The 23,188-nt window shown below is 71.2% G+C and carries 19 protein-coding genes; 4 read left to right on the top strand and 15 right to left on the bottom strand.

The features are described 5' to 3' along the window. Positions 1 to 26: 26 nt before the first annotated feature. From ACWDRB_RS15320 to ACWDRB_RS15375, 12 genes are all read right to left on the bottom strand, one after another. Positions 27 to 950, bottom strand: coding sequence for a hypothetical protein (locus tag ACWDRB_RS15320; protein ID WP_449894179.1), 924 nt, complete (start codon positions 948 to 950; stop codon positions 27 to 29). Beyond that, positions 947 to 1,543: a hypothetical protein gene (locus ACWDRB_RS15325; RefSeq protein ID WP_449894181.1), complete on the bottom strand. Its 597-nt coding sequence runs from the start codon at positions 1,541 to 1,543 to the stop codon at positions 947 to 949. The genes ACWDRB_RS15320 and ACWDRB_RS15325 overlap by 4 nt, the downstream gene beginning before the upstream one ends. Further along, positions 1,540 to 4,245 (bottom strand): BTAD domain-containing putative transcriptional regulator, encoded by a 2,706-nt coding sequence (locus tag ACWDRB_RS15330; protein WP_449894183.1) that lies wholly within the window; start codon positions 4,243 to 4,245, stop codon positions 1,540 to 1,542. The genes ACWDRB_RS15325 and ACWDRB_RS15330 overlap by 4 nt, the downstream gene beginning before the upstream one ends. Before the next feature lie 69 nt (positions 4,246 to 4,314). Beyond that, positions 4,315 to 4,725, bottom strand: a complete 411-nt coding sequence (locus ACWDRB_RS15335) for a flp pilus-assembly TadE/G-like family protein (RefSeq protein ID WP_363962408.1) — start codon at positions 4,723 to 4,725, stop codon at positions 4,315 to 4,317. After that, a complete protein-coding gene (locus ACWDRB_RS15340) occupies positions 4,722 to 5,114 on the bottom strand; it encodes a TadE/TadG family type IV pilus assembly protein (RefSeq protein ID WP_449894185.1) in 393 nt (130 codons plus the stop codon). Before ACWDRB_RS15340 ends, ACWDRB_RS15335 begins: the two co-directional genes overlap by 4 nt. Beyond that, complete coding sequence (locus ACWDRB_RS15345) at positions 5,111 to 5,539, bottom strand: TadE family protein (protein WP_350728311.1); 429 nt, start codon at positions 5,537 to 5,539, stop codon at positions 5,111 to 5,113. The genes ACWDRB_RS15340 and ACWDRB_RS15345 overlap by 4 nt, the downstream gene beginning before the upstream one ends. Beyond that, on the bottom strand, positions 5,526 to 5,756 hold the full coding sequence (locus ACWDRB_RS15350) for a hypothetical protein (RefSeq protein WP_350728310.1): 231 nt from the start codon (positions 5,754 to 5,756) through the stop codon (positions 5,526 to 5,528). Before ACWDRB_RS15350 ends, ACWDRB_RS15345 begins: the two co-directional genes overlap by 14 nt. Further along, positions 5,756 to 6,676, bottom strand: coding sequence for a type II secretion system F family protein (locus ACWDRB_RS15355; protein WP_364243157.1), 921 nt, complete (start codon positions 6,674 to 6,676; stop codon positions 5,756 to 5,758). Before ACWDRB_RS15355 ends, ACWDRB_RS15350 begins: the two co-directional genes overlap by 1 nt. Next, a complete protein-coding gene (locus ACWDRB_RS15360) occupies positions 6,669 to 7,514 on the bottom strand; it encodes a type II secretion system F family protein (RefSeq protein WP_363962405.1) in 846 nt (281 codons plus the stop codon). The genes ACWDRB_RS15355 and ACWDRB_RS15360 overlap by 8 nt, the downstream gene beginning before the upstream one ends. A 4-nt stretch (positions 7,515 to 7,518) precedes the next feature. Continuing rightward, entirely contained in the window at positions 7,519 to 8,814 is a 1,296-nt protein-coding gene (locus tag ACWDRB_RS15365; protein ID WP_355190641.1) for a CpaF family protein, read from the bottom strand. Beyond that, positions 8,811 to 9,527, bottom strand: coding sequence for a hypothetical protein (locus ACWDRB_RS15370; protein WP_350728306.1), 717 nt, complete (start codon positions 9,525 to 9,527; stop codon positions 8,811 to 8,813). Before ACWDRB_RS15370 ends, ACWDRB_RS15365 begins: the two co-directional genes overlap by 4 nt. Position 9,528: 1 nt before the next feature. Beyond that, a complete protein-coding gene (locus ACWDRB_RS15375; RefSeq protein WP_449894190.1) occupies positions 9,529 to 10,200 on the bottom strand; it encodes a hypothetical protein in 672 nt (223 codons plus the stop codon). Between the two features lie 535 nt (positions 10,201 to 10,735). Between ACWDRB_RS15375 and ACWDRB_RS15380 the strand changes: the two genes are divergently transcribed. Further along, complete coding sequence (locus ACWDRB_RS15380) at positions 10,736 to 15,766, top strand: FtsK/SpoIIIE domain-containing protein (protein ID WP_449894192.1); 5,031 nt, start codon at positions 10,736 to 10,738, stop codon at positions 15,764 to 15,766. A gap of 326 nt (positions 15,767 to 16,092) precedes the next feature. On the opposite strand, the gene ACWDRB_RS15385 is transcribed toward ACWDRB_RS15380, so the two are convergent. Continuing rightward, complete coding sequence (locus ACWDRB_RS15385; RefSeq protein WP_449894194.1) at positions 16,093 to 16,674, bottom strand: ArsR/SmtB family transcription factor; 582 nt, start codon at positions 16,672 to 16,674, stop codon at positions 16,093 to 16,095. Between the two features lie 322 nt (positions 16,675 to 16,996). Here ACWDRB_RS15385 and ACWDRB_RS15390 point away from each other — a divergent pair, with 322 nt between their 5' ends. Both ACWDRB_RS15390 and eccB read left to right on the top strand, forming a co-directional pair. Then, positions 16,997 to 18,355 (top strand): alpha/beta hydrolase family protein, encoded by a 1,359-nt coding sequence (locus ACWDRB_RS15390; protein ID WP_449894196.1) that lies wholly within the window; start codon positions 16,997 to 16,999, stop codon positions 18,353 to 18,355. 526 nt (positions 18,356 to 18,881) lie between these two features. Then, the gene (gene eccB / locus ACWDRB_RS15395) at positions 18,882 to 20,297 is read left to right on the top strand and encodes a type VII secretion protein EccB (protein ID WP_449894198.1); all 1,416 of its coding nucleotides are present in this window, start codon (positions 18,882 to 18,884) and stop codon (positions 20,295 to 20,297) included. A gap of 350 nt (positions 20,298 to 20,647) precedes the next feature. On the opposite strand, the gene ACWDRB_RS15400 is transcribed toward eccB, so the two are convergent. Together ACWDRB_RS15400 and ACWDRB_RS15405 are read right to left on the bottom strand one after the other, a co-directional pair. After that, positions 20,648 to 21,481: a hypothetical protein gene (locus tag ACWDRB_RS15400; RefSeq protein WP_449894200.1), complete on the bottom strand. Its 834-nt coding sequence runs from the start codon at positions 21,479 to 21,481 to the stop codon at positions 20,648 to 20,650. A gap of 32 nt (positions 21,482 to 21,513) precedes the next feature. Next, a complete protein-coding gene (locus tag ACWDRB_RS15405) occupies positions 21,514 to 22,575 on the bottom strand; it encodes a hypothetical protein (RefSeq protein WP_449894202.1) in 1,062 nt (353 codons plus the stop codon). Between the two features lie 256 nt (positions 22,576 to 22,831). On the opposite strand from ACWDRB_RS15405, the gene ACWDRB_RS15410 reads away from it, so the two are divergent. Next, on the top strand, positions 22,832 to 23,173 hold the full coding sequence (locus ACWDRB_RS15410) for a WXG100 family type VII secretion target (RefSeq protein ID WP_449894204.1): 342 nt from the start codon (positions 22,832 to 22,834) through the stop codon (positions 23,171 to 23,173). Positions 23,174 to 23,188 lie beyond the last annotated feature (15 nt).

Here is a 23,188-nt window from a genome sequence, read left to right on the forward strand (position 1 = left end):
CGGCCCCTGAGCGGCCCGGCCGCCGCTCACGGCTTGACGTTGCTCTGGATCTCGCCGACCGGCACGTCCCGGCTGGCTCCGACCTGTACGGGCGCGAACTGGAACGGCACCACGTTGTCGGCCACCTGGACCGGCCAGACGGTGGTGACGGTCAGCGTGTACTTCTCGCGCGGCTGGTCGATCGCCGAGCGCAGGTAACGCACGCCGCAGGTGAACTGGGCGCCCTTCGTGTACGGCTTCCCGGACGGCCCGCAGCCCTCCTCGTGCACCTCGGCCCGGTCCTTGGTCGTGCCCGGGTCGATCTTGATGTCTTGGAGCGTCGCCACCAGGGTCACGCTCATGACGCCGGGGATCGACGCCGTGACCGTGCGGCGCGGCTGACCGACGTTCTCCAGCCAGACGTAGGTCGGGAGGTTGACGAAGCTCTTGGCGTCGGGGTTCAGCTTGACCGTCGGCTCCGGGACGGTCAGCGCGGCCCTGGCGATCTGCGCCAGCTGCTCGATCGTGATCCCGGACGGCGGCGTGGTGTTCGGGGGCATGAAGATGAACTGTTCGAGGCCGCCCCAGCAGGCGGCGCCGTTCGGATCGGCCTTGTTGTACGCGGGCACCCACCACCGGCCCGGCTTGCCGAGCTTGTCCTTGAACTGCTGGACGAAGGCCCGGAAGCTGTCCTCGTCGATGCCCGCCCGCCTGGCCGGGCCCGCGCCTTCGGTGTGCAGCCGGAACATCTCCTCGGCGTCCAGGCTGGGCTCGTACCAGCAGGGGCGCGGGATGCGGTAGCCGTCGCCCGAGCCGCCCTTGCCGTCACCGGTGATCTTGATGGTGCTGGCCTCCAGGCTCAGGGTCGTCGTCCGCCCGCGCTGATTGCCGTTGACGTCCACATCGCCGGGTCCCGGGGTCGGACCGAGCGTCAGCGGCACCGCGAGCAGTACCGCGAGCAAAGGTTTCATCGCGTGCATCTCTCTGTGGAGGTGATGTAGGACCTGATGCGCCACACCCCGTCGTCACCGCGATGGGCGACCACGCTCTGGCCGTAGGGGGTGCGCAGCCAATCGGGTTGGGGCGCGACGGCCTTCCCGGTGCGCGAGGAGATCATCCGCACGCCCGACTCGTCCACGCACGCGTTGATCTGAGCGCCTTTGCCCATGCGGGCGCTGACCCGCAGGTTGTAGAGCCGGCCCGTCCCGCGCATCGACTGCTCCTCGTCGATGAACTCGTTCACCCACTCCGTCGCCTGCTCCTCGGCCTGGATCTCCAGATTGCGCCGGTAGCCGCGGGTCCCTTCGACGACGGCCTGGCGGGTGCCCACGTACTGGTCGACGATGACCTTCAGCAGCGGGTCGGGGTCGGCCGGCCACTCCACCCGCACGCGCAGGCCGTCGCCGATGGCGATGCTCTGGGGGCCGGCGGGCAAGGTCTCCTCCGGCTGTGCGGCCTTACCGGAGGGTTTCGCCGGGGTGGGCTCCGCCGCGGGCGTGTACGGGCGCTCGGCCTGCCCGCAGCCCACCAGGACGATCATCAGCAGCACCACGACTTGTCTCATGCCGACGACTCCCTCACCACATGGATGCGCCACGTGGGCAGCAGTTCCTCGATCAGTGCCTCGGTCTCCGGGGCCATCCCGCCGCCGTACGGGTGCGAGGCCGCCCTGCGGGTCAGCCCCTCGACGACGGCGCGCAGCCGTACGGTGTCCTCGGTGGCGTGAGTGGCCCGCAGCAGGTCGCGCCAGAGGCCCTCGTCGTCCACCGCCAGCAGCAGGGCCGCGCGTACGGCGGCCACCGCGGCGTCCGGCTGCCCGTGCGCGAGCCGCAGCTCGCAGAGCTGGTGCGCCGCGTCGGCCACCTCGGCGGCCACGTCGTACTCCAGGTCCTCGGCCGCCAGCCAGGCGTACCTGCCCGGCTGGCGGCCGCTCAGCAGCGGGCCTCTGACCAGGCCGAGCGCCTTCTCCAGCAGGACGGCCCGGGCCGTCGGGTCGCCGTGCGAGCGGCGTACGAGCTCGCGGAACAGCGCCCAGTCCGTACGCACCTCGGGCCCCAGGCTGATCCGGCCGGCCTCGTCGGTGTGCAGGTGCTCCCGCCCGAGCCATTCGGCGACCCTGGCGATCGTGGCGTCCCTGACCATGTCCTGCACGCCGCGCGGCCAGAGCACCCCGCCCAGCACCGAGGGATGCACGCCGCCGGGATGCGTGGCCAGGTAGACCAGCAGCTCCGCGGCCAGCGCCAGCCGGCCCTCCTCCAGGGGCCGCAGGCCGATGACCTCGATGGGGCCGAGCATCCTGATCTCGACGGCGGGCGGGTGCAGCCCCGCCAGCGGCTCGGCCTCGGAGACGGCCTCGCCGTCGACCTGGGAGGCCGTGCGGAACAGGTCGATCAACGCCTGGTAGTGGCGGCGGGGCAGGAGCTGGGCCTGCACGTCGAAGCCCAGCTCGGCCATCCTGGCCCGGCCGTCGTCGCCGATCTCCAGGGTCCAGGTGGCGTGCGGGACCTCGCCCGCCAGCACGTAACCGGCGGTGTCCCGGCGGGCCAGCAGCGCCAGGCGCCGGGCCTCCTCGTGCGTGGGCGCGACCGCGGACAGCAGGTAGTGGGCGTCGCGCGGGCTGCCGGTGATGCGCCCGGTCAGCACCTCCCTGCGCGGCGCGGCGATCGCCTCCAGCTCGGGCAGCACTTCGGCCAGGCCGCCCACGGCCCTGATGCGGTCGGGCGCGATGGCGGTCAGCTCCTCGCCGAAGCCGACGAGCGTGATGCGCATGCGGTCGGACCAGCGGTTGGTGGCCAGCTCGACGGCGAGGGCGGCCAGCGCGGCCGTGGTCTGCGGGCCGCGCACGTTGATCAGGCCCTGCGCGGCTTCCAGGTCGATGAGCACGCGCCCGCCGGCGTCCGTGCCGATGGAGACCAGCCCGGGGTACGGCGCCCCGCCCGCCTGCTCCTCCAGCAGGCGGCCCTCGTGCGCGGGCAGCCGCCACACCTGGCCGCCGTCCTGGGCCATCCACGGCGCGGGCGCGTCCCCGTCCGGCGGGTGGATCCACAGGTCGAGCGTGCGGGCCGACAGGTGCGCCCCGTACACGGTGGGCGGCGTGCGGTTCTGGGCGGCCAGCTCGGCGCCGAGCAGCCGCAGGCCGATGTCGAGGATGCGGGCGCCCGGCGCGTCGCCGCCCAGCCTCAGCGCGACCTCGGCCTGGGCGGCGTCGTCGCGCGGGCGGGCGATCCGGCGGCCGAACACCCTGCGCCAGAGCTGCTCGCGGCGCCGCCTGGCCAGCACGACCAGCAGGCCCGCGGCGGCCAGCGAGGCCGTGGCGAGGTAGTCGGTCAGGTCGGTCGTCTGGCTCTGCCGGATGGTGGCCTGCGGCCGGTCGGGCTGCTGCTGCTGTTGATCCGGCTGGCGGTGCTTGGCCTCGACCTTCTTCTCGGCCTGGCCGGTCTTCGAGTCGGCGTGCCGGTCCGCGTGCTGACCCACCGACGCCCTGCCGGGGTGCTCGCGCAGGGTCTGCTCGCGGGGCTGGTCGACGGGGACGACGTGGGCGTGCCTGGCGTCGTCCGGCATGTCGAGCACCCAGCCGGGCCTGATCAGGTCGGCCATGCGCAGGCGGGAGCCGTCTGGCTGCTCCTTCGCCTGATTAAGCCGGTAAATTTCGGGATATCGGCGGCCGTCGCCGAGGCACTTCTCGGCGATCTCCCACAGGCTCTCGTGGTGCCGGCCGTGCGGCGGCTGCACCACGTACACCTTCTTGGTCTTGTGCGTGTCGAGGGTCGTCTTCTCGACGATCGGCGCGGAGTACGCGACCGCCGTCACGGGCGTGGCGGCCGGCGTGGGCGCCAGCTTGGCCAGCGGCACGACCATCGCACCCGCCGTGAACAGCAGCAGCACCGCGCCGACGAGCTTGTTGGCCAGCGCCTGCGTGCCTCCGGAGAGCGGCACGCGGGCCGGCATGCCGACCCTGCGCACGCCCGCGTACACCTCGACCAGCACGCACACGAACAGCTGGAACCAGGCCAGCCACACCAGCAGCACCAGCACGGCCACGACGGTGCTCGGGCCGACGCGGCTGGTGAGCAGGTCGAGGTCGAGCAGCTCGGGCGCGATCGGCGGCCCCACGAACGTGAGCAGCGCGTACGGCACCCCGCCCACGAGCGCGACCAGCACGATCAGCGATCCGATGCCGGCGAGCACATCTCCGGCGCTGCGCCTGGCCTTGACGCGCACGGGCGTGTGACGTCCGTGTGGGCGCGCGGGCTCTCGCGTCGGCATCGTCTCTCCCTTCCGCCGTCCAGGGTCGTGCTCGTACGCTCACCGATCCATCGACCGGTGAGTTTCGGTCTATCTCGCTTCGGGCGCGGCGACGGCCCGGCCGGTCATCTCGGTGCCGGGAAAGCCGATCGCGCTCAGGAAGAACGCCTTCCAGGACACCGACACGGTGACCGTCACCTGTGCCTGCCCCTGGCCGACAGTGCACTCGCCGCGGGTCACACCCTCGCCGCCCTGCGCGGCGACGATCTCGTCGGCCCTGGCGCACACCTGGTCCTCGCCGAGCAGCCGGGTCTGGCCGGTGGAGCGCAGATGGTCGACGTCGATCTCGTCGGCGCCGGCCCGCGCGGCCTGCTCGGCCACGTCGGCCGCGCGCAGCCGGGCGTTGATCGCCGCGCCGCCGTCCACGAGGAGCCCGGCCAGCAGGAACACGACGACGGAGAACAGCACGGTGAACACCGACATCGACCCCCGCTCCCTCATTCGACCCTCCTGAACTGCTCGATCGGCACCACCGCCGTGCCGGTCATCCGCTTGATGCCGCCGAACCCCAGGAAGCCGAGGTCCAGCTCGCAGCTCACCTGGGCCTGGACCTGGCCGCCCTGCTCCCACGCGGAGCCGTCCAGCGACACGGACGGGGACCCGCAGGGCCCGGTCAGCGTGCTGTCGGCGATGGCCTTGGCCGCGGCCTCGGCGTCGTCGAGCGTGCGCTGCACCGACGCGGCCCGGGCCGCGTCCCTGGCCGCCCCGTTGACCCGCCCCTGCGACTCCACCAGCACCCCCGCTCCCGCCAGGAACATGAGGAACAGCAGGAAGAGCGGGGCCAGCATCACGGTCTCCACGGCCATGGAGCCGCGCTCCGCCCGCCTCACGAGCAGTCCCCGCCGCCGTTGTCCGGGCGGAAGCACTCGACCGGCCCGCCCGCGGTGGCGGTGATCGTGAACGTCAGCTCGGGCAGCAGCGGGATGACCTGTACGGCGCTGCCGGTCACGGTGACGAAGCGCTCGTCCGGTTCCTTCTCGGACGTCGTGGCCTTGGCGCTCTGGAGCAGCTTCGGGCCGACGGCCTGGATGATGTCGGTGGCCTTGGCGGTGGCCTGGCCCGGCCAGTCACCGGAGTCGAACGGCGCCGCCCTGGCCACGCGCGCGCCCTCCTGGGCGGCGGCCTCCGCGACCTGGCGGGCGTGGAACCAGAGCGCCACCTGCACGATGAGCAGCGCGACCGCCAGGATGATCGGCATGAGGATGGCCAGCTCGATCACCGTCGCGCCCCGCTCGCCCCTCCTACGGATTACCACCGGTGTCACCGCCACCGCCGAAGGTGCCTTGGAGATCGTTCTGCCTTCCTTCGACCAGCGACTTGATCAAGGTGGCCAACCCGAGCGCGACCCCGGCGATGATGGCGGTGATGATCACCCACTCGACGGCGGAGGCCCCGCGCGTGGGGGCGGTGCGGGCGCGCTGGATGCGGACACCCAGGTACGCGGTGAGGTAAACGATCCAGGGATGGTTCATCAGGACCCCAACATCTTCATAGCGGCGGGAAAACTGAGAAAGATCACGAAACCTGCGCAGAGCAGCAGCTGGGCCACGAGCATCGACTGCGACCGCTCGCCGGCCCTGCCCTCGATCTCCGCCAGCTCGCGGCGGCGCAGCGTCGCGGCCCTCGCCGTCAGCGACGCGCGTACTTTGGCGCCGTCGTCGGCCACCAGGCCGAGCGCGGCGGACAGGTCGCGCAGCTCGTCGATGTTGATCTCCTCGCCGAGCTGGCCGAGCGCCTGCCACGGGGTGATGCCGACGATCCTGGCGCCGCTGAGCGCGTCGCGGATGCGGCCCATCGCCCAGTTGGGCTGCTCGCCGCTGACCGAGACGGCCATCATGAGGGCCTCGGGGACGCCGCGGCCGCCGGCCAGGTTCATGGAGACGAGGTCGAGGAACGCGCCGACCACATGGCGGAAGTCACGCCGCCTGGCCGCCGCGTCCTTGCGTATCTGGAGGTCGGGCAGGAAGAAGAACAGCAGCGCGACGAGCACGGCGGCCCAGAACGGGATGGCGAGCGAGGTGCCCCACTCCATGAGCACCAGCCAGCCGAGCAGCAGCGGGAAGGCCAGCAGGCCGCTGGCCGCCAGCAGCACCTTGCCGGCCAGGAACGCCTCGAACGAGCGGCCGAGCAGCGCCAGGTCCGCCTTGATCGACCTGACCTCCCAGCCGCGGGCCGCGTACAGGCGGGCCAGGCGGGCGCCCAGGCCGCGGCGGAACGCGCTGACCTCCTCCTCGGGCAGCAGGAGCTGGATGCTCGGAGCTCCCGCGTCCTCGCGGACGGCGTCGAGCGCGAGCAGCCGCGCCACCAGCCCCGGGCGGGCCGGGAAGAGCGCCCGCAGCAGCACGAACAGGCCGAGCCCTAATACGGCTCCGCCCAGCGCGCCCTCAACCATCGCCGCCGCCTCCTCCCATGAGCAGCCGGGTCGGCTTGTCGAACCTGGCCAGCCGCCTCATCCAGGCGAACCCGGCCCCGAACAGCCCCGCGACCACCACGAGCACGGCCTGGCCCAGCAGGCCCTCGTACTCGGCCACGTAGGAGGGGTTGAACAGGATGAGGAGCCCGGCGAAGACGAGCGCGGTGATCACCACGATCTGGACGCTGCGCCTGGTCGAGCGGCGTTCGGCCTCGACGCGGCGGCGCATGTCGAGCTCCTCGCGGGCCGAGACGGCCAGCGCGCCCAGCACGTCGCGCAGGCCGGGGCCGCGCAGCCGGGAGTTGAGGATGAGCGCGGCCACCACGAGGTCGGCCGACGGGTCGTCGAGCTCGTCGGCGAACAGCGCCAGCGCCTCCGGCAGCGCCATCCTCGTGTGCAGCCGGTCGATCATGGCGCGCAGGTGGGGCCTGAGCATGGGCGCGGCGGCCCTGATGGACGACGGGATGGCCTGTTCGAGCCCGGCCGCGCCGGCGATCGTGTCACGCAGGGACTCGGTCCAGGCGGCGAGCCCTTCGAGCCGGCGCATGGCGGCGCGCTCCTCGGCGGCCCCGCCCGACAGGCCGCGCCAGGCGAACACGAGCAGCACCGTGCCCACCGCCATGACCGGCCAGCCGGTGATGATCAGGACGAGTCCGGCCGCGACCGCGGCTATCGCGGTGCGGGTGGTCAGCATCTTGAGCAGGTGGCGCTTGGGCTGGGGCGGGCGGGGGCGCATGCCGTACAGGGAGACGAAGAACAGGAACAGGCCGCCGCCTATGATCGCTCCGGTCAGCAGCGCGAACGGGTCGAAGATCACCTCGTCACCACCCTCCCGGCAGGTAGCCGTGGGCGGCGAGCTCGTCCAGGCAGGAGACCGGCGCGTGCGGGACGGCGGTGCCGTCGGGGCCCGGCACGAACACCTCGCTCGACAGGACGCGGCCGTCGCAGCCGTTGACCTCGCGGATGCTGGAGACGTAGCGGCGCAGGGTGCCGCCGACGTGGTAGTCGTTGCGCTTCGTGATGAAGACGACGAAGTCGATGGCGCCCGCGATGAGCATGTGGGTCGCGTCGATGGGCAGGCGCTCGCTGGCCTGCAGGGCGTAGGTGGAGATGCGGTTGAAGACCTCCATGCTGGAGTTGGCGTGGATGGTCGACAGGGAGCCGTCGTTGCCCTGGGTCATCGCGTTGAGCATGGTGACGATCTCGTCGCCGAGGACCTCGCCGACGATGACGCGGCTGGGGTTCATGCGGAGGGAGCGTCTGACCAGCTCGGCCATGGAGATCTCGCCCTGGCCCTCGGAGTTGGGCAGGCGCTGCTCGAAGGCGACGACGTTGGGGTGGAGCTCGGAGAACTGGTCGAGGCCCAGCTCCAGGGCTCGTTCGACGGTGATGAGGCGCTCGGTGGGCTGGATCTCGTTGGCCAGGGCCCGCAGCAGGGTGGTCTTGCCGGCGTTGGTGGACCCGGCGATCATGATGTTCTTGCGGGCGGCGACGGCGGCCGTCAAGAACCTCGATATGTCCCGACTTATCGTGCCGTTGCCCGCCAAGTCGGACAGGAAGACCTTGCCGAGGCGGGCGCGGCGGATCGAGACCGCCGGCCTGACGGTGACGTCCATGACGGCGCTCAGCCTGGAGCCGTCGGGGAGGCGCAGGTCGAGCTGCGGGTTGGCGGTGTCGAAGGGCCTGCTCGACAGGCCCGAGTACGCCGCCAGGATCTGGATGAGCTCGATCAGCTCGTCGTCGGACTCGGCGACCGGGTCGTGCATGAGCTCCTGGCCGTCGGCGTAGCTGACGAACACCCTGTCGCAGCCGTTGATGTCGATGTTCTCGACCTGGGGGTCGTCGAGCAGCGGCTGCAGCCTGCCCACGCCGAACAGCGCGGCGTGGATGCCGGCCGCGAGCGCCTCTTCCTCCTCGACCGTGGGGGGCGTGCGGCCGAGGCCGATCTCGTTGCGGGCGTGCTCCTCCAGGACCTGGGAGATCAGCGCCCGGGCGAACTGGCGCTCGTCCTCCCCCGTCATCGGGGGCAGGCCGTTGGCCTGGTCGAGCCGGCGCTGGTGGGCCAGGCGGTCGCCGACCTCCTGGCGGAAGCGCTTGACCAGCGAGTGATCGATCATCGGTGGCTCACCAGCCTTCCCGCCAGGTCTCTCGCGGTGCGGATGAGCAGGGACCGGTCGAGCCGTCCGCCCCACTGGCCGCGCAGCAGCTCGGCGCCCTTGGGGTCGTGCGCGAGGCCGTACACGTACTGGACGGCCGGGCCGACGATCCTGCGTACGTCGTCGATGGAGGCGCGGTAGTTACGCGGGTCGGCGATCACGGCGACGCCGTGCGCCTTGGTGATCTGGAGGCGTTCGCGCAGGTGGGCGACGTGGTCGAGGGTGGCCCTGGTGAGCAGCACGACCTGCTCGGCCTCGGCGAGCAGGTCGCCGAGCTGCGCGTGCGCGCCGAGGCGGCCGCAGTCGGCGATCACGTCGGCGTTCGGGATGCCGGCGAGCGCCCTGCCCAGCGGGCCCCACAGCCAGGTGAGTCCGGCGGCCTGCTCGCCGTGCGTGAGCCCGACCAGCACGTCGAGACCGCCGACGATCTTCTGCGTGTGCTGGTGGATCTGGGCGGGCTCGAGCCCGCGCCGCGCCGTGGCGCCGAGGGTGAGCAGTCCCTTGCCGGGGTTCAGGACGCCGCCGTCGGCGGCCGGGAGCCGGTAGGCGAGGTCACCGCCCGCCGGGTCGCATTCGGCCAGCAGCACGGGGCGCGGCCACACCGCCGCCAGGGCGGTCGCCGCGGTCGTCACACCCGGCGCGCCCTTGTCGGCGGCCAGTACGATCAGCGCCACGTCAGCGTGCCCCCGGTAGCTCGGCCACCGCGATCTCGCCGCTGGAGGCGAACGCCACTATTTCCGGTGACGCTGATGAATCCACTATTACCGTGATCTGGCCGGAATTCGCCGTCCTCGACTTGTCGCCCACCGAGAACACGAGAGCGCTTTCCGCCAGCACCCGCGTTTGTCCCTGGGCTGAACGGCTGGGCACATATATCACCTGGACCCGGTCACCCGCTTCCACTCCGGCGGGCATTTGCCCTGGCTTGAGGGCCAATCCGACGGTCGCCTTTCCCGGGCCCAGCTCGCTGCTCTGGCTGACTCCCATCCGGCTCGTGAACAGCGTGCCGGGGAGGACCGTGACGGTCGCGAAGCTGTTTTCCACCTTGCCCCGCTCCGACCAGCTCACGTAGTCGATGCCGCTGTCGGCCGCGATCTGGACCTCTTCCAGCATCTGCTCGGTGAACTTCTGGCCCGCGCCGACCTGCTGCGTCACCCGGATCGCGGAGACGCGATCGCCGCTGCGCAGCACGAGCAGGGTCGTGGCCAGCGCGCCGCCCAGGATCAGCAGAACGGCAAGGGCGGCGAGGGCCGGTTTGCGTTCGCGAGGGGGCACGGGGAGCTTGCGCGAGGCCGGGCCGGACAACCCCGCCGCCGCGTTGGCGGCAGGCTTTTCACTGGTCCTCATGGGTGGGGGGCTCCCAATTGAATCGTGGAATTGCCGCCATTATGTGGGGCGGGGAGGGGGCGTGGGGGCGGAATGCGAGGACCCATGCTTGTTTCGCAGGTGACGGGACGCCAATGCCGAATAATCGATGCCGGTTCTTTCTACCGAGTTGACGAACAACCATTTCTCCGGCTAGCCACCACCCCAATAACACCCACCACACCATTCACTCCCATTACCTCACCCACCCCAAGCCCCTATCCCACTCGGCCCGACGACCACCAATCGCCCAACCACGCCCATGGCTGGACGCAACGCCCCGCGACCTAACCAAACGGACACCAATCCCATACACCGCGCCCCCAACACCCACCGCCCCGACCAAGCCACCCACCCCCGCCAAAGAGCGGAGACCGGTTGTCCACAGCCATCAGGAGCCCCAACCCGCGCTCATCCCCAGTACCAGCCGGCCATGCCATTGCCGTCAACCAACCCGCCTACCCTCGCTTCGGGCGCTACCTTTGGGCGCCCGAGGTCCGAGCGAGGAGACGGCATCATGCGGATCATGCTCACCGTGCTCGGCGGGCAGGGCGACCGTGACGTCGTGATCGACGGCGACGACGGCGCCACAGTGGCGAGGGTGAGCGAGGCGCTCAACGATCACGGGCCGCTGGCGAAGGTCGTCCGCCTGCCCAAAGCACGAGCCCCCTACGGCATGTCGACCCCCGAAGAAACCGGCGCCCACGTGCCACGCCCCCGCCGGCCGGAGCGCACCGCGACACAGGCGGTCACGGCGCAGCCGAGCGCCGCAGGAGCGGGAGCGGCGCCGGCCCTGTGGCGTGACGGCCGCCCGCTCGACCCCCGCGCCCGGGCGGCCGCCGTGCTGCGCGACGGCGACAAGATCACGCTGGACCCCGCGCTCGCCCGCGAAACCCTCATCGAGGAGCCGGGCGGGGTGGCCGAGGTGCGCGTGGTGGGCGGCCCCGCGGCCGGCGCCGTACACCGGCTGGGCCTGGGCGTGCACGTCATCGGCTCCGACCCGATGTGCGCCATGACCACCGCCGACCCCGTCCTCGCCCCGGAAGCGGTGACCGTACGCGTGACGCCGGACGCGATCACCATCGAGCGCGCCGGGCGGCCGCCCGGCGAGGCGCCCAGGCTGAAGCTCAAGGGCAGGTGGGCCGAGGAGGTAGCCGAGCTCACGGCCCGGGTCGCGGAGCGGGAGGCGGCCGAGCTGGCCGCCGACTACGGCGAGGTGCCCGAGCTCGACGGCCGTCCGCTCACGGAGCGGACCGAATGGCCCGACCAGGCCGTGCTCACGTGTGGTTCGTCGGTGTTCGTGCTGACGTCGATCGAGCCCAAAGACGCGCATCTGGCGCCCAGGAGCGAGGGCGGCGTGTCCTACAACCGCCCGCCCAGGCTCCGGCGCTCCGAGCCCGAGCGCAAGTTCGTCAAACCCAAGGAGCCCTCCAGGAACGAAGGCCTGCGCCTGCAGTTGCTCGCCGCCCTCCTGCCCGCCGTGCTCGGCGTGACGCTCGCGTTCGCCCTGAAGCAGCCGTACTACCTGCTCGTCGCCCTCATGACCCCGGTCATCATGATCGGCCAGTGGTGGAGCGACCGCCGCCATGGCAAGAAACAGCACAAAAAGGCGCTCAAGGAGTACAACGAGCAGCTCCAGGCGTACGACGAGGCCGTCGAGCGGGCGAGGGTGGCGGACGAGGCCGCCCGCAGGTCGGACGCGCCCGACCCGGCGCAGGTGCTGCTCACCGCCACGGGGCCGCGCAGGCGGCTGTGGGAGCGCCGGATCCACGACGCCGACTCTCTCAGGCTCAGGGTCGGGCTCGCCGACCTGCCCGCCAACCTGGAGCTGTCGGAGGAGCAGGGCGGGCCCATCGATCCGCCGATGTGCCACTCCGTTCCGGTGGCACTGCCCATGCGCAGGCTGGGCGTGGCGGGCGTCACGGGCCCGCGCGCCGCGTCGACCAGCCTCGCGAGCTGGCTGATCGCCCAGGCCGCGACCCTGCACAGCCCCCGTGACCTGGCCATCGTGATCGTGTCCGCGCACGCCGACGGCGAACACCGCTGGGGCTGGATGCGCTGGCTCCCGCACTGCACCCCCCGCGCGGGCGAGGAGTGCCTGGCGCTGATCGGCACCGACCCCGAGTCGGCCGCCCGCCGCGTCTCCGAGCTCGCCGCCCTCATCGACGAACGCCAGAACACCGCGATCCCCGAGCTGGGCAAGATCCCCACCGGCTGGGACGACCTCGGGGGCCCGGAGAAGCCCACCTTCTCCTCGTACGACGTGCGCCCGTACGACGTCCTGGTGATCCTCGACGGCGCCCAGGTGCTGCGCGGCCTGCCCAACATGCCGCAGGTGCTGCGCCAGGGCCCGCGTTCAGGGGTGTTCACGCTCGCCATCGACGACGACCAGCGGCTGCTGCCCGAGGAGTGCCAGACCGTGGCCGCGTGCGGCACGGACGGTCTCGTACGCCTGCGCGGCGGCGGCCTCGACGTCATCGGCCCGATCCTGGGCGACCTCGTCTCCCCCACCTGGTCCGACCGGCTGGCCAGGGCCCTGTCCCCGATCCGCGACGTGAGCAGGGACGACCCGTCGGGCAACCTCCCCGGCGCCGTCCGCCTGCTCGACCTGATGAGCATGCCCAGCCCGTCCGGACAGGAGCTGGCCGGGCGATGGCGCGCCCAGGGCTCCACGAGCGCGCTGATCGGCATCGGCCCCGAGGGCCCGTTCTCGGTCGACCTCAGGCTCGACGGCCCCCACGGCCTGATCGCCGGCACCACGGGCGCGGGCAAGTCGGAGCTGCTGCAGACGTTGATCTGCTCGCTGGCGGTGGCCAACCGGCCTGACCAGCTCACCTTCGTGCTGATCGACTACAAGGGCGGCGCCGCCTTCAAGGAGTGTGTACGCCTGCCGCACACAGTCGGCATGGTCAGCGACCTCGACGGCCACCTGACCCAGCGGGCCCTCGACTCGCTGGCGGCCGAGATCCGCCGGAGAGAGCGCCTGCTGGCGGCGGCCGGGGCCAAGGACATCGAGGACTACACGGGCACGGGCATGCCGCGCCTGGTGTTGATCATCGACGAGTTCGCCGCCCTGGTGGCCGAGCTGCCCGATTTCGTCACGGGCCTGGTCGACATCGCCCGCCGTGGGCGCTCGCTGGGCATCCACCTCATCCTGGCCACGCAGCGCCCCGCGGGCGTGGTCACGGCCGACATCCAGGCGAACACGTCGTTGCGCATCGCCCTGCGCGTGACCGAGCCCGCGGAGTCCTCCGACGTCATCGACCTTCCGGACGCCGCCCACATCTCCAAGTCGACGCCCGGCCGTTGCTACGTCCGTTCCGGCGTGGGGGCCGCGACCGCCGTACAGACGGCCAGGGTAGGAGGCCGCAGCCCCGCGCCAGGTTCGACCGGCCCGCCCGCCGGGCCGGGCGCTGCCATCAGGTTGCTCGACGTGAGCTGGCGCTCACTGGGCAAACCTCTGCCGCCCCCTCCGGAGCCGGAGGAGGACTCGACGGTCACCGACCTGACCCTGGTCGCCGACGCCCTGATCGAGGCCACCCACCTGACCGCGGTCCCCGTCCAGCCCAGTCCCTGGCTCGATCCCCTCCCCACCCACTTCGTCCTGGACCTCCCGGCCCTCACCACGTCACCTTCGGCGACCGCGCCCACCGCCTCCTCACCTTCCGGCGACGCCGGCTCCCCCGCACCACAGACGACGCCTCCCAACCCGACAAAGGGCGCTTCCAAGCACATTCCAGGGATCGCCGCCCATGACCACGTCCAGGTCTCCGTGAAGGGCTCGGCCCAACCTTCCTTCGGCCTCCCCGGACAGCCACCCATAAGTCGCCCCGCGCCCCTTCACCCAGCGGGCCCAGGCCATCTCCATCCATCGGCCCCCCGCCCCTCCGGAGGCGCCAAAGGCCCTCTACCGGCCGGTGCGCAACCTGACCACTTCCCCTCCCACCCGGAGCCTCACGGCGCGGGATCCCCGTCGGGTGCGTTCGTCGAGGTCCCACCGCTGCCTTACGGCCTGACCGACCGTCCGTGGGCGCAGGACCGAAGCCCTCTCGCGCTGGACCTGGCCCACGGAGGCCACCTGCTCATCGCGGGGGCCGCCCGCTCCGGCAGATCGACGGCGCTACGCACGATCGCGGGCTCCATCGCGGCCCACTCCTCCCCGGAAGACGTCCACGTCCACGCGGTCGACTGCGGCTCCGGGGCGCTCCTGCCCCTGGTCACGATGCCCCACTGCGGCGCCGTCGTGACCCGCGACCAGATCGACAGGGTCGAACGCCTGCTCACCCGCCTGCGTGCCGAGGTCGGCCGCCGCCAGCAGCTCCTGGCCGAGGCCGGGCACGCCTCCCTGGCCGAATACCGCCAAGCCGGCCACCGCCTGCCCTGGCTGGTGTTCATGCTCGATCGCTGGGAGGGCTTCGTCGCCGCCTTCGAGAGCTACGACTACGGCCGCCTGATCGAGTCGCTGCTCCAGCTCATGCGCGAAGGCCCGGCGGTCGGGTTCAGGGCCGTGGTCACCAGCGACCGGTCGGGCCTGCTCGGCCAGGTCTCGACGGTCTTCGACGACCGGCTGCTCCTGCGCCTCTCGGACTCCTCCGACTACGGCCTGGCGGGCTTCCCCCTCAAGGGCCTGCCCTCGTCGATGCCGCCTGGCCGCGCGCTCTCGATGGGCGAGCACGGCATCGTGGAGCACCACATCGCGCTGCTCTCCTCCGACCCGTCGGGCCCGGCCCAGGTCGCCGCGTTCCAATCCCTGGCCCGCACGTCGACGGCGGATTCGGCGAGCCCTCGACGGAGTCCCGGTCCCGCTCACGGGCGGTCCGCGAGCACGGGCCAGGGCGGCCGGCAGTGGAACGGCGAGCCCCCCTTGCGGGTAGACGCCCTCCCCATGCGCGTCACGGCATCCCAAGCACTCGCCCTGGACGCCACGTTCACGTCCCCGTCCCCGCTGTGGGCACTGATCGGTGCCGGCGGCGACTCCCTGGCGCCGCTCGGGCTCGACCTGCTGGCCCACGGGCCCGGCGCCGTGATCGCCGGTCCGTCCCGCTCCGGCCGCTCGTCCGTCCTGCTGACCGCCGCCCACTCACTCATCGCCCGGGGCACGCCCGTCATCGCCGTCGCTCCCAGGCGCAGCCCGTTAAGGGAGCTCAACGGCGCACTGGCCGTGCTGGACGGCAACGCCGCCAACCTGCCGGAGCTGGTCGCGGAGCTGCAGCAGTACGTGGTGCTGGTGGACGACGCCGAGTTGATCAACGCGGACGGTCCCTTGGGGATGGCCCTGGAGGAGGTGCACCGGTCGGGCCGGGACGGCGATCACGGGTTGCTGATCGCCGGCACGACCGGAGATCTGGCCGTCGCCTATCGCGGGTTCGTCGCCGAGACGCGCAAGGCCCGCACCGGAGTGCTGCTGGCCGTCCAGAGCCAGGCCGACGGCGACATCTTCTCGATCCGCCTACCCCGCGGAACGGTCGGCGGCCCCCCTGGCCGAGGCTTCCTGGTGAGAACGGGCAACATCACCCCCATCCAAGCGGCACTCCCCGACGAAGCCTGACGTACGAGGCCGAGCGGCCAGCCCCACCACCCTCGGGACCACCGGCTACGGCGGGACCCTGCCCGTCACAGACATCCGCCCCGGAAGCACCCAGTCGTCGTAGTGCCCGGCGTGATGGTGGTGCTCCGTGAGAGGGCTCCTTGCGATGTCGGGGGTGCGCCCGGTTCCTCAGCAGACGGCGCTGCGGGGGGTGCCCGGACCCTTGCCAGGTGGGGCCGTGGGTTGTGTAAGGGCGTGTGTCAGGGCTCGTCGGCGCGTGCGGTTGCGCGGGCCGTGGAGGATGCGCCAGGGCTCGTCGACGTGGAGGGCTGTGTTGGGCGTAGGGGTCAAGGCTCGTCGGCGGGGAGGGTGAAGAAGCGGACGTAGACGGGGCGGGCGTCCGGAGGGGCGTCCTCCGGCCGGTGGCTGTACTTGAGGAGCAGCGCGATGTACGCGTTGTAGAACTCGTTCAGCTCCTCCTTCGTCATGCGGGCCAGGCCCCTTGAGCCCCTTGCCCAGTCGGGGTCGGCGCGGTAGGCGGCCGGGAAGCGTTCCATGAGGGCGCGGTCCTCCTCGAACCCGACCCTCAGGAACTCGCCCAGGACCGCGCGGTCCTCCGGGGCCAGTTGGTCGGGGTTGGGAAAGCGCATGTCCCTGGGGATCTCGGCGCGGCGCCACCAGCGTTCGCGGCCGGTCGAGCGTTCGGGGATCTCCTCGATGAAGCCGTACTTCTCCAGCTGGCGCAGGTGGTAGCTCGTGGTGCCGGTCTTGGCGCCGAGCAGCTCGCCCAACGTGGTGGAGGTGGCGGGGCCGTGGATGTTGAGGTGGGTCAGCATGCGGCGGCGCATGGGATGGGCCAGGGCCTTGAGCTTGTCCGGGTCGTCGAGGATGAACGGCTCGTGGTCGTTCTTCGTCTCGTCCTCCTTCATGAGGAGGAGGGTAGTCCTCCCGAACGATATCTGCAGACTTCTCTTTGCCGAGACTTCTCTGCAGAGTAGGTTCGGCGATATGCAAAAGATTCTTGCGGTCGTCGCCGCCACGCTTCTGGCGGCCGGACCCTCTGGTGGTTCTTCACTGCTCGGCACTTCCGTGGGACCCGCTGCGTCCAGCACTCCTTCGGAACACTTAGCGGTCGGACTCTCGGCCCAACACGTCGGCGGACAGGCCGTCCGGGAGCGGGGCCTCGGGGCCAGGCAGCTCGGAGGTGGAGTCGGGGCACGCTCCGGTGCTGCGCCCGATGGAGGGCTGGACGTGCCCGACGACCTGACAGCCGCCGAGGTGAGCTTCCGAGGGAGTGGTGGGCTGGTGCTGCACGGCAGCGTGATCAGTCCGGTGCGGGCGCAGAGCGGGCGGGCCGGGGTCGTGCTGGTGCACGGGGCGGGGACCGGGACGAAACGGAACAAGCTGCTGGGCGAGGCCGTGGCGTTCGCCCGCCAAGGACTGTCAGTGCTGATCTACGACAAGCGTTCCGAGGGGTATTCGCTGTTCGAGAGGTCGTACTCGCAACTGGCCGACGACGCCCTGGGGGCCGTACAGACGCTGCGGCGGCAACCGGGGGTCGATCCGGCGAAAGTCGGGATCTGGGGCCTCAGTGAGGGTGGATGGGTGGCGCCGCTGGCGGCGTCGCGGTCCAAGGACATCTCGTTCGTGATCGTGGTGGGCGCCAACGCGCTGCAGCCGCTACGGCAGCAGACCTGGGCGGTGGCGGCAGGGTTGCGGAAGGCGGGGGTGCACGGGTCGTTCGTCGATCGGGCCGAGCCCACGATGTACCGGGTGATCACGGACGCCGGGATGTTTCCCGAGCCCTACTACGATCCGGAACCGGTCATCGCGAGCCTGCGGCAGCCCGTGCTCGGGATCTGGGGCGTACACGACCTGCTGACGCCACCCCGGGAGACGCCGCCCATCTTCGCCAAGGCCTTGGAGAAGGGAGGAAACCGGCAGTACACGTTCCGGTTCTTCGCGGATGCCGATCATGCCGCTCATCGGACACCTGATGGTGGGGTCACACGGCTGCCCGAGCTCGCTCCTGGCTATCCGGAGCTGGTCGGCAGTTGGGTGGGAGAGGCGACCTCGGGGCGGGCACCCGTGGCGCAGGTGACGGGGCCCGCGCCGGTCCAGGCGGACGACACTGTGGCGGTGCCGCCTGCCGAGTGGTGGGAGTCTGCGGGCGTTCAGGGCGCAGCGCTGGTGTTGTTCCTGGTCGCGTTCGGGGGGTATCCGGTGGTGGCCCTGGTACGCCGGGTCCGGCGGCGTGGCGGGGGGTCGTCTGTCGACAGGGCGGGGCAGGGTGAGGCGGCGCCCGTCAAGGGGGCGTGGCTGGTGAGTGCCGGTGGGCTCGCGGTGGTCGTGGGCGCGTTCCTCTACCTGTTCTACTCGATCATGACTGGCGGGAAGCTGGCCTCGCCGGGGCCTCTGGTGGTGGAGCGGCCTCTCATCTGGCTCGCGCTCCAGGCTCTCGCGATCGCGACCGTCGTGGGCACCGTCTTGACCTTCGTACGGTGGCCCCGGTCTGCTCCGGTCGGCGAGAGGGTGCGGGTTGGGCTCCTGATGGCGGGCGGCGTCGTGTTCGTTCCGTGGGCACTGTACTGGGGGTTGCTCCTTCCGTAGGCGGCAGGGCGATGAGGCGAGGAAGCCGCGTGGTGGGCGGCGGTCGTAGGGCGCTGGGGCCGGCGGCGGGTGAGCTGAGGGCGGCCTGAAGCCCCGGGCGGGCGGCAATCGAAAGGGCTGGGGTGGATTGGCGGGGGTGGTCGCAGGGCGGGCGGGATCGGCTGCGGGCGGGTTGGAAGCCCCCGGCGGGCGGTGATCCGAGGCGCTGAGACGACGCTGGGACGGCGACTACGCCGGACAGGCGGCAGGGCTCCAGCCAGGGGCGGGGCGGAGAGGCGGATCGGTGGCGCTGGAAGCTGCGAGGTGAGCGGTGGTCGCAGGGCGCTGGGCCTGGCAGCGGGCGGGCTGAGGGTGGGGTCCAAGTCCTGGGGCGGGCGGTGGTTGAGAGGGGTGGGATGGGGCGGTGGGGTGGAAGTTGGGGGTGGGGTGGGTGAAGGGGTGAGAGAGGGCGGGAATTGGGGGGATTGGGGCGGGTGGGGTTTGAGGCGTTTATGCTGATGCGCGGATTCTGACGCGGGGAGGCGCTGTGCAGACCAAGAAGGACCTCTATCAGGCACACCGCTTGATGCAGCAGAGGCTTGGCATGGCGCTCCTGCAGGCCGAGCCCGATGTCCCCGAGTCCCCCATGCGCCGGCAGAACGTCGCCACGTTCGGCGGGATCCTGATCGGGGTCCTGGTGATGGCGGTGTTCGGGATCTGGGGGCTGGTGCGGCCCGGGAACGCGACCAAGCTGACCGACCCGGGGCAGTTGCTGGTCGAGGAGGAGAGCGGGGCCAAGTTCATCTACAGCCAGCAGCAGCGGCGGCTGCTGCCGGTGGCGAACTACGTGTCGGCCCGGCTCGTGCTGGATGCCGGGGAGATCACGACCCGGAGCGTGAGCGCCGCCTCGCTGGCCGGGTACGCCCGAGGGCCGCTGATCGGGATCTCCGGGGCTCCCGACTCGCTGCCGGATCGGAAGAAGCTGGTCAAGGCACCGTGGTCGGTGTGCGTGGTGGAGGGGCCCGACAGCACGGGCGGGCGCAAGCCGTACACGACCCTTGTCGGGGGGACCGACCTCGGCGGGAGGCCCGTGGGCGGGGACGCGATGGTGGTCTCCGACGGGCAGCAGAACTGGGTGATCTGGGGCAATCGCCGCATGCGCGTCAACGAGCACGGCGTGCGGGCGCTCAACGCGCAGCCCAGGAAGGTGCCGGCGGCATGGCTGAACGCGCTGCCCGTCGGCCACGACTTCAGGGGCCCGAACGTGGCGAACCTCGGCAGGAAGGTACGGGCCAACGGGAAGGTCACGGCGGCGGTGGGGCAGGTGTTCGTGGTCCCGGCCATGCCGGGTACGGCCGCGCGGTGGTACGTGCTGCTCAACGACGGCCTGGCGCCCATCTCCCCCGTCCAGGCCAGGCTGCTGCTGGAGGACCCGAACATCAAGAAGGCTTACGGCAACCGGGTGGCGCGGGAGATCCAGATCGACGCGGCCTCGGCCAACGCCTCGCCCTCGCGCCAGAACGTCATGGACCCCACCCTGCCGACGACCATGCCCAAGGCGATCAACGTGTCCGGGACGACGCCGCTCTGCTCGGTTTATCCGAACACGGCGGCCGGCTCGCTCGTGGCCAAGGTGACGGTCGGCAGCAGGGTCACGATTCCGACGCCGCCGAGCTCAGGCGTACAGGACCGCTTCGACCAGGTGCTGCTTCCGCCGGGCAGCGCCGTGGTAGCCGGGGTGCTGCCCGGCGAGGGCCAGCTCGGGGCGGTGGCGGGCACGCTGGCGCTGATCAGTGACCAGGGGGTGCGCTATCCGGTCCCGTCGGCTGACGTGCTGGCGAAGCTCGGGTACGACGCCGCGGACATCGCGCCCGTGCCGACGAACATCATGCACGCGATTCCGCAGGGGCCGGCGCTGGATCCCGCCGCGGCCATGGTGCCCCTGACCGTCGGCAGCCGGTAGGCCCATCGGGGGTGGGTTCGGCCACGGGGATGGGTTCGGGAGTGTTCGGTTCCGGGGATGGGTTCGGTTCCGGGGATGGTCGGTCCCGGGGATGGGTTCGGATCCGGGTTCAGGAGTGTTCGGGTCCGGTTCGGGAGCGAGTTCGAGTCTGCGTCTGGGCTCGCGTGCGCCTCTCCGAGGAGCGGGCCGGGCCGGGCCGGCGGGCGTAACCGGTTACCCGCCGACCCGATGCGCCCAGCCAGTGACCTACAGGCACGACGTGCACAGCGGGCACGGTGGCGTAGCCGGTTTCCCGGCGGCACGGTGATGCGCAGCCGGGCTCCCGGCGTCCCGGCAGGGGCGGGGCCGGGTTAGAAGCCGAACTCCGGAATCATCGAGTCGTCCACGTTGGGCATCTGCGGTGTCGGGTTCTTGACGATGTCCGCCTTGCTGGGGTCCCAGATGGCGCTGGCGTTCACCAGGTTGGGCGCGCCGGTGGACGGCATGGCCTTCAGGAACGGAAGGTCCTTGGTGAACTGGTTGAACGCCGTCCCCGCGAGTCCCAGGTAGAGGGTGACCTTCATGACGAGCTTCCAGTGGTTCTTGAAGACCGTCTGCAGGCACTTGTAGATGCTCATCACCCCGCGGATGATCGCCGCCTCCCACGCCTGCCCCCCTGGGATGAAACGCACGGCGAGCACGATCCCCGCCATCACCGTCAGGATGCCGGCGATGACGTCGCACAGCACCGCCACGACGTGGAACGCGGTGGCCGAGCACTTGAGCGTCTCCCCGCAGGCGACGCGGTTGTTGTCGAGCTTGTCCAGCTGCGCGTCGAGCTCGTTGACCTTCTGCACGAACGACGCGTAACCCCGGCCGGCCCAGTCGCTGTTGTCGCCGATCTCCTTGGCCATCCGCTTCAGCTCGCCGCGCAGGTAGGCGAGGTCGCTGGCGCCCCCCGAGTTCCCGGCCGGGGCCAGGAGCGGGCTCTGCTGCGCGGGCTTCGCCCCCGCCGCCATCGGCGGGTGCCAGTCCTTGTTGTCGGCCTGCCCGATGTTGACCGGCGTCTTGTCGTTCCACTGGTCCGCCGCCCGGGCCTGCTCGGCCGGGTCCGCGATCACCAGGCTCATGAGCCCGAGGATGGGCGCCGCGTACGGCATGACGATCGTCGCCGCCGCAGTGGCCGCCCAGGCACTGCGGAACATCCAGACATCCGCTTCGTAAGCCACCTGCTCGCCTATTCCTCCCTGCCGAGCACCGCCGGCGTGATGTCCTCGTCCGTCTCCCAGACCGACTCGTCCTCGCCGAGGTGGGGACCGCGCTCGCGGTCCTTCTCCTCCTGGCCGGCTCCGCCGCCCATCCCGGGCGTCATGGGGTAGAGCGGCGTCCCGCTGTTCAGTGCGCGGGCGATGCTCCCCGGCGCGCCCGCGTTCGTACCTGGCGAGCCGCCGCCGGCGGTGTAGCCCACCCCGCTGTCCGGCACGCCGACCGACGTGCGCGGCACGGAGGCGCGCGGGTCGTAGCCGGGGGTGCTGGGGACCTGCGGCGTGGTCGAGGTCGGCACGCTGGGGTTGAGGCCTTCCAGGTTGGTCTTGGGCGTCTGGTTGAGGGCGCTCAGGTCGGGCTGCTTGACGTCCGGCTGCTTGATGTCGGGCTGGTCAATGTTCGGCTGATCGATCTTCGGCTGGTCGATGTTGGACCCTGGGATGTCCGGCTTCGGGATGTCGGACCCGGGGATATCCGGCTTCGGGATGTCGGACCCGGGGATGTCCGGCTTCGGGATGTCGGATCCAGGGATGTCCGGCTTCGGGATGTCCGTCGAAGGCTTGTCGATCTTCAGGTCGTCGGGGTTGACGCCCTTGGGCAGGCCGCCCAGCCCGCTCTTGGGCAGGCCACCGCTGCCCGGCCCGCCGGGGCCTCCGGGGCCTTTGCCGGCCTTGCTGGCCTCCTCGGCGTCCTTACCGTTGGCGGCCGCGTCGGCGATCGCCTGCTTCCACGAGTCCAGCACTTCCTTGGCCTGTTTCAGCGCCTCGACGGCGTTGTCGCGGACCGAACGATGCGCCACGTTGAGCCCGCCGCCGATCACGCCGAAGGTGAACTGGTGCATGTCGATGGCGCCGGTCTTCTGACTCATCGAGGTCAGGTCGTCGCCGTAGCTGCCCACGTTCTTCCCCAGCGTGTTGACGCTGGAGTACTTCATCGAGAAGTCGGGATCCTTGGTACGCGGGTCGACGGCGCCGCCGCCGAGCCCGCCGAGCCCGCTCAGGGCGCTCGAGTAGGGATTGCTGTCCTCGGCCACGTGCCCCCCTTGTCACGAACGGCCCATACGTTACGCCAGCCCCACATGTGCCGTACAGACAGATACGGCCTGTTACCACTCACCAGGAGCAAGGCCCCAAATGCCTACATTCTGTCAATACACCCACCATCCGCCTCGAAGATATGGAAAATTAACGTGATCACATGCGACGCTAGTGATGGATGTTCACTAATGTGACCAAATGGGCCGACTCCAGTAGTCGGCTGGGAGTCAGCCGACCAGCAAGGGAGGGACTGTGGGGGCACAACCGCAGGCTCAAGTAAGTGAATCCGATCTCATCGCCGCTGTCACCCGCATCGAGGACGCCGCCGAGCGCCTGCGCGGCATCCAGCTGCAGCTCGACCAGGCCGGCGTCAGCCTCAAGACGCACTGGCTGGGCCAGTCGGAGGCCGCGTTCGACGCCGTCCACAAGAAGTGGCACGAGCGGATGGACGTCATCCTGGGCAGCCTGCGCCGCCTGGCGGACAACATCGGCACGAGCAACAAGAACTACCAGGCGTTCAACCAAGAGCGGACCGAGGCGGCGAACCAGATCGCCAACCTGATCAACCAGAAGTTCGACTCGCGTCTCAGCTAGCAGCAAGGGGAGGCC

The organism is Nonomuraea sp. NPDC003707, from assembly GCF_053587055.1.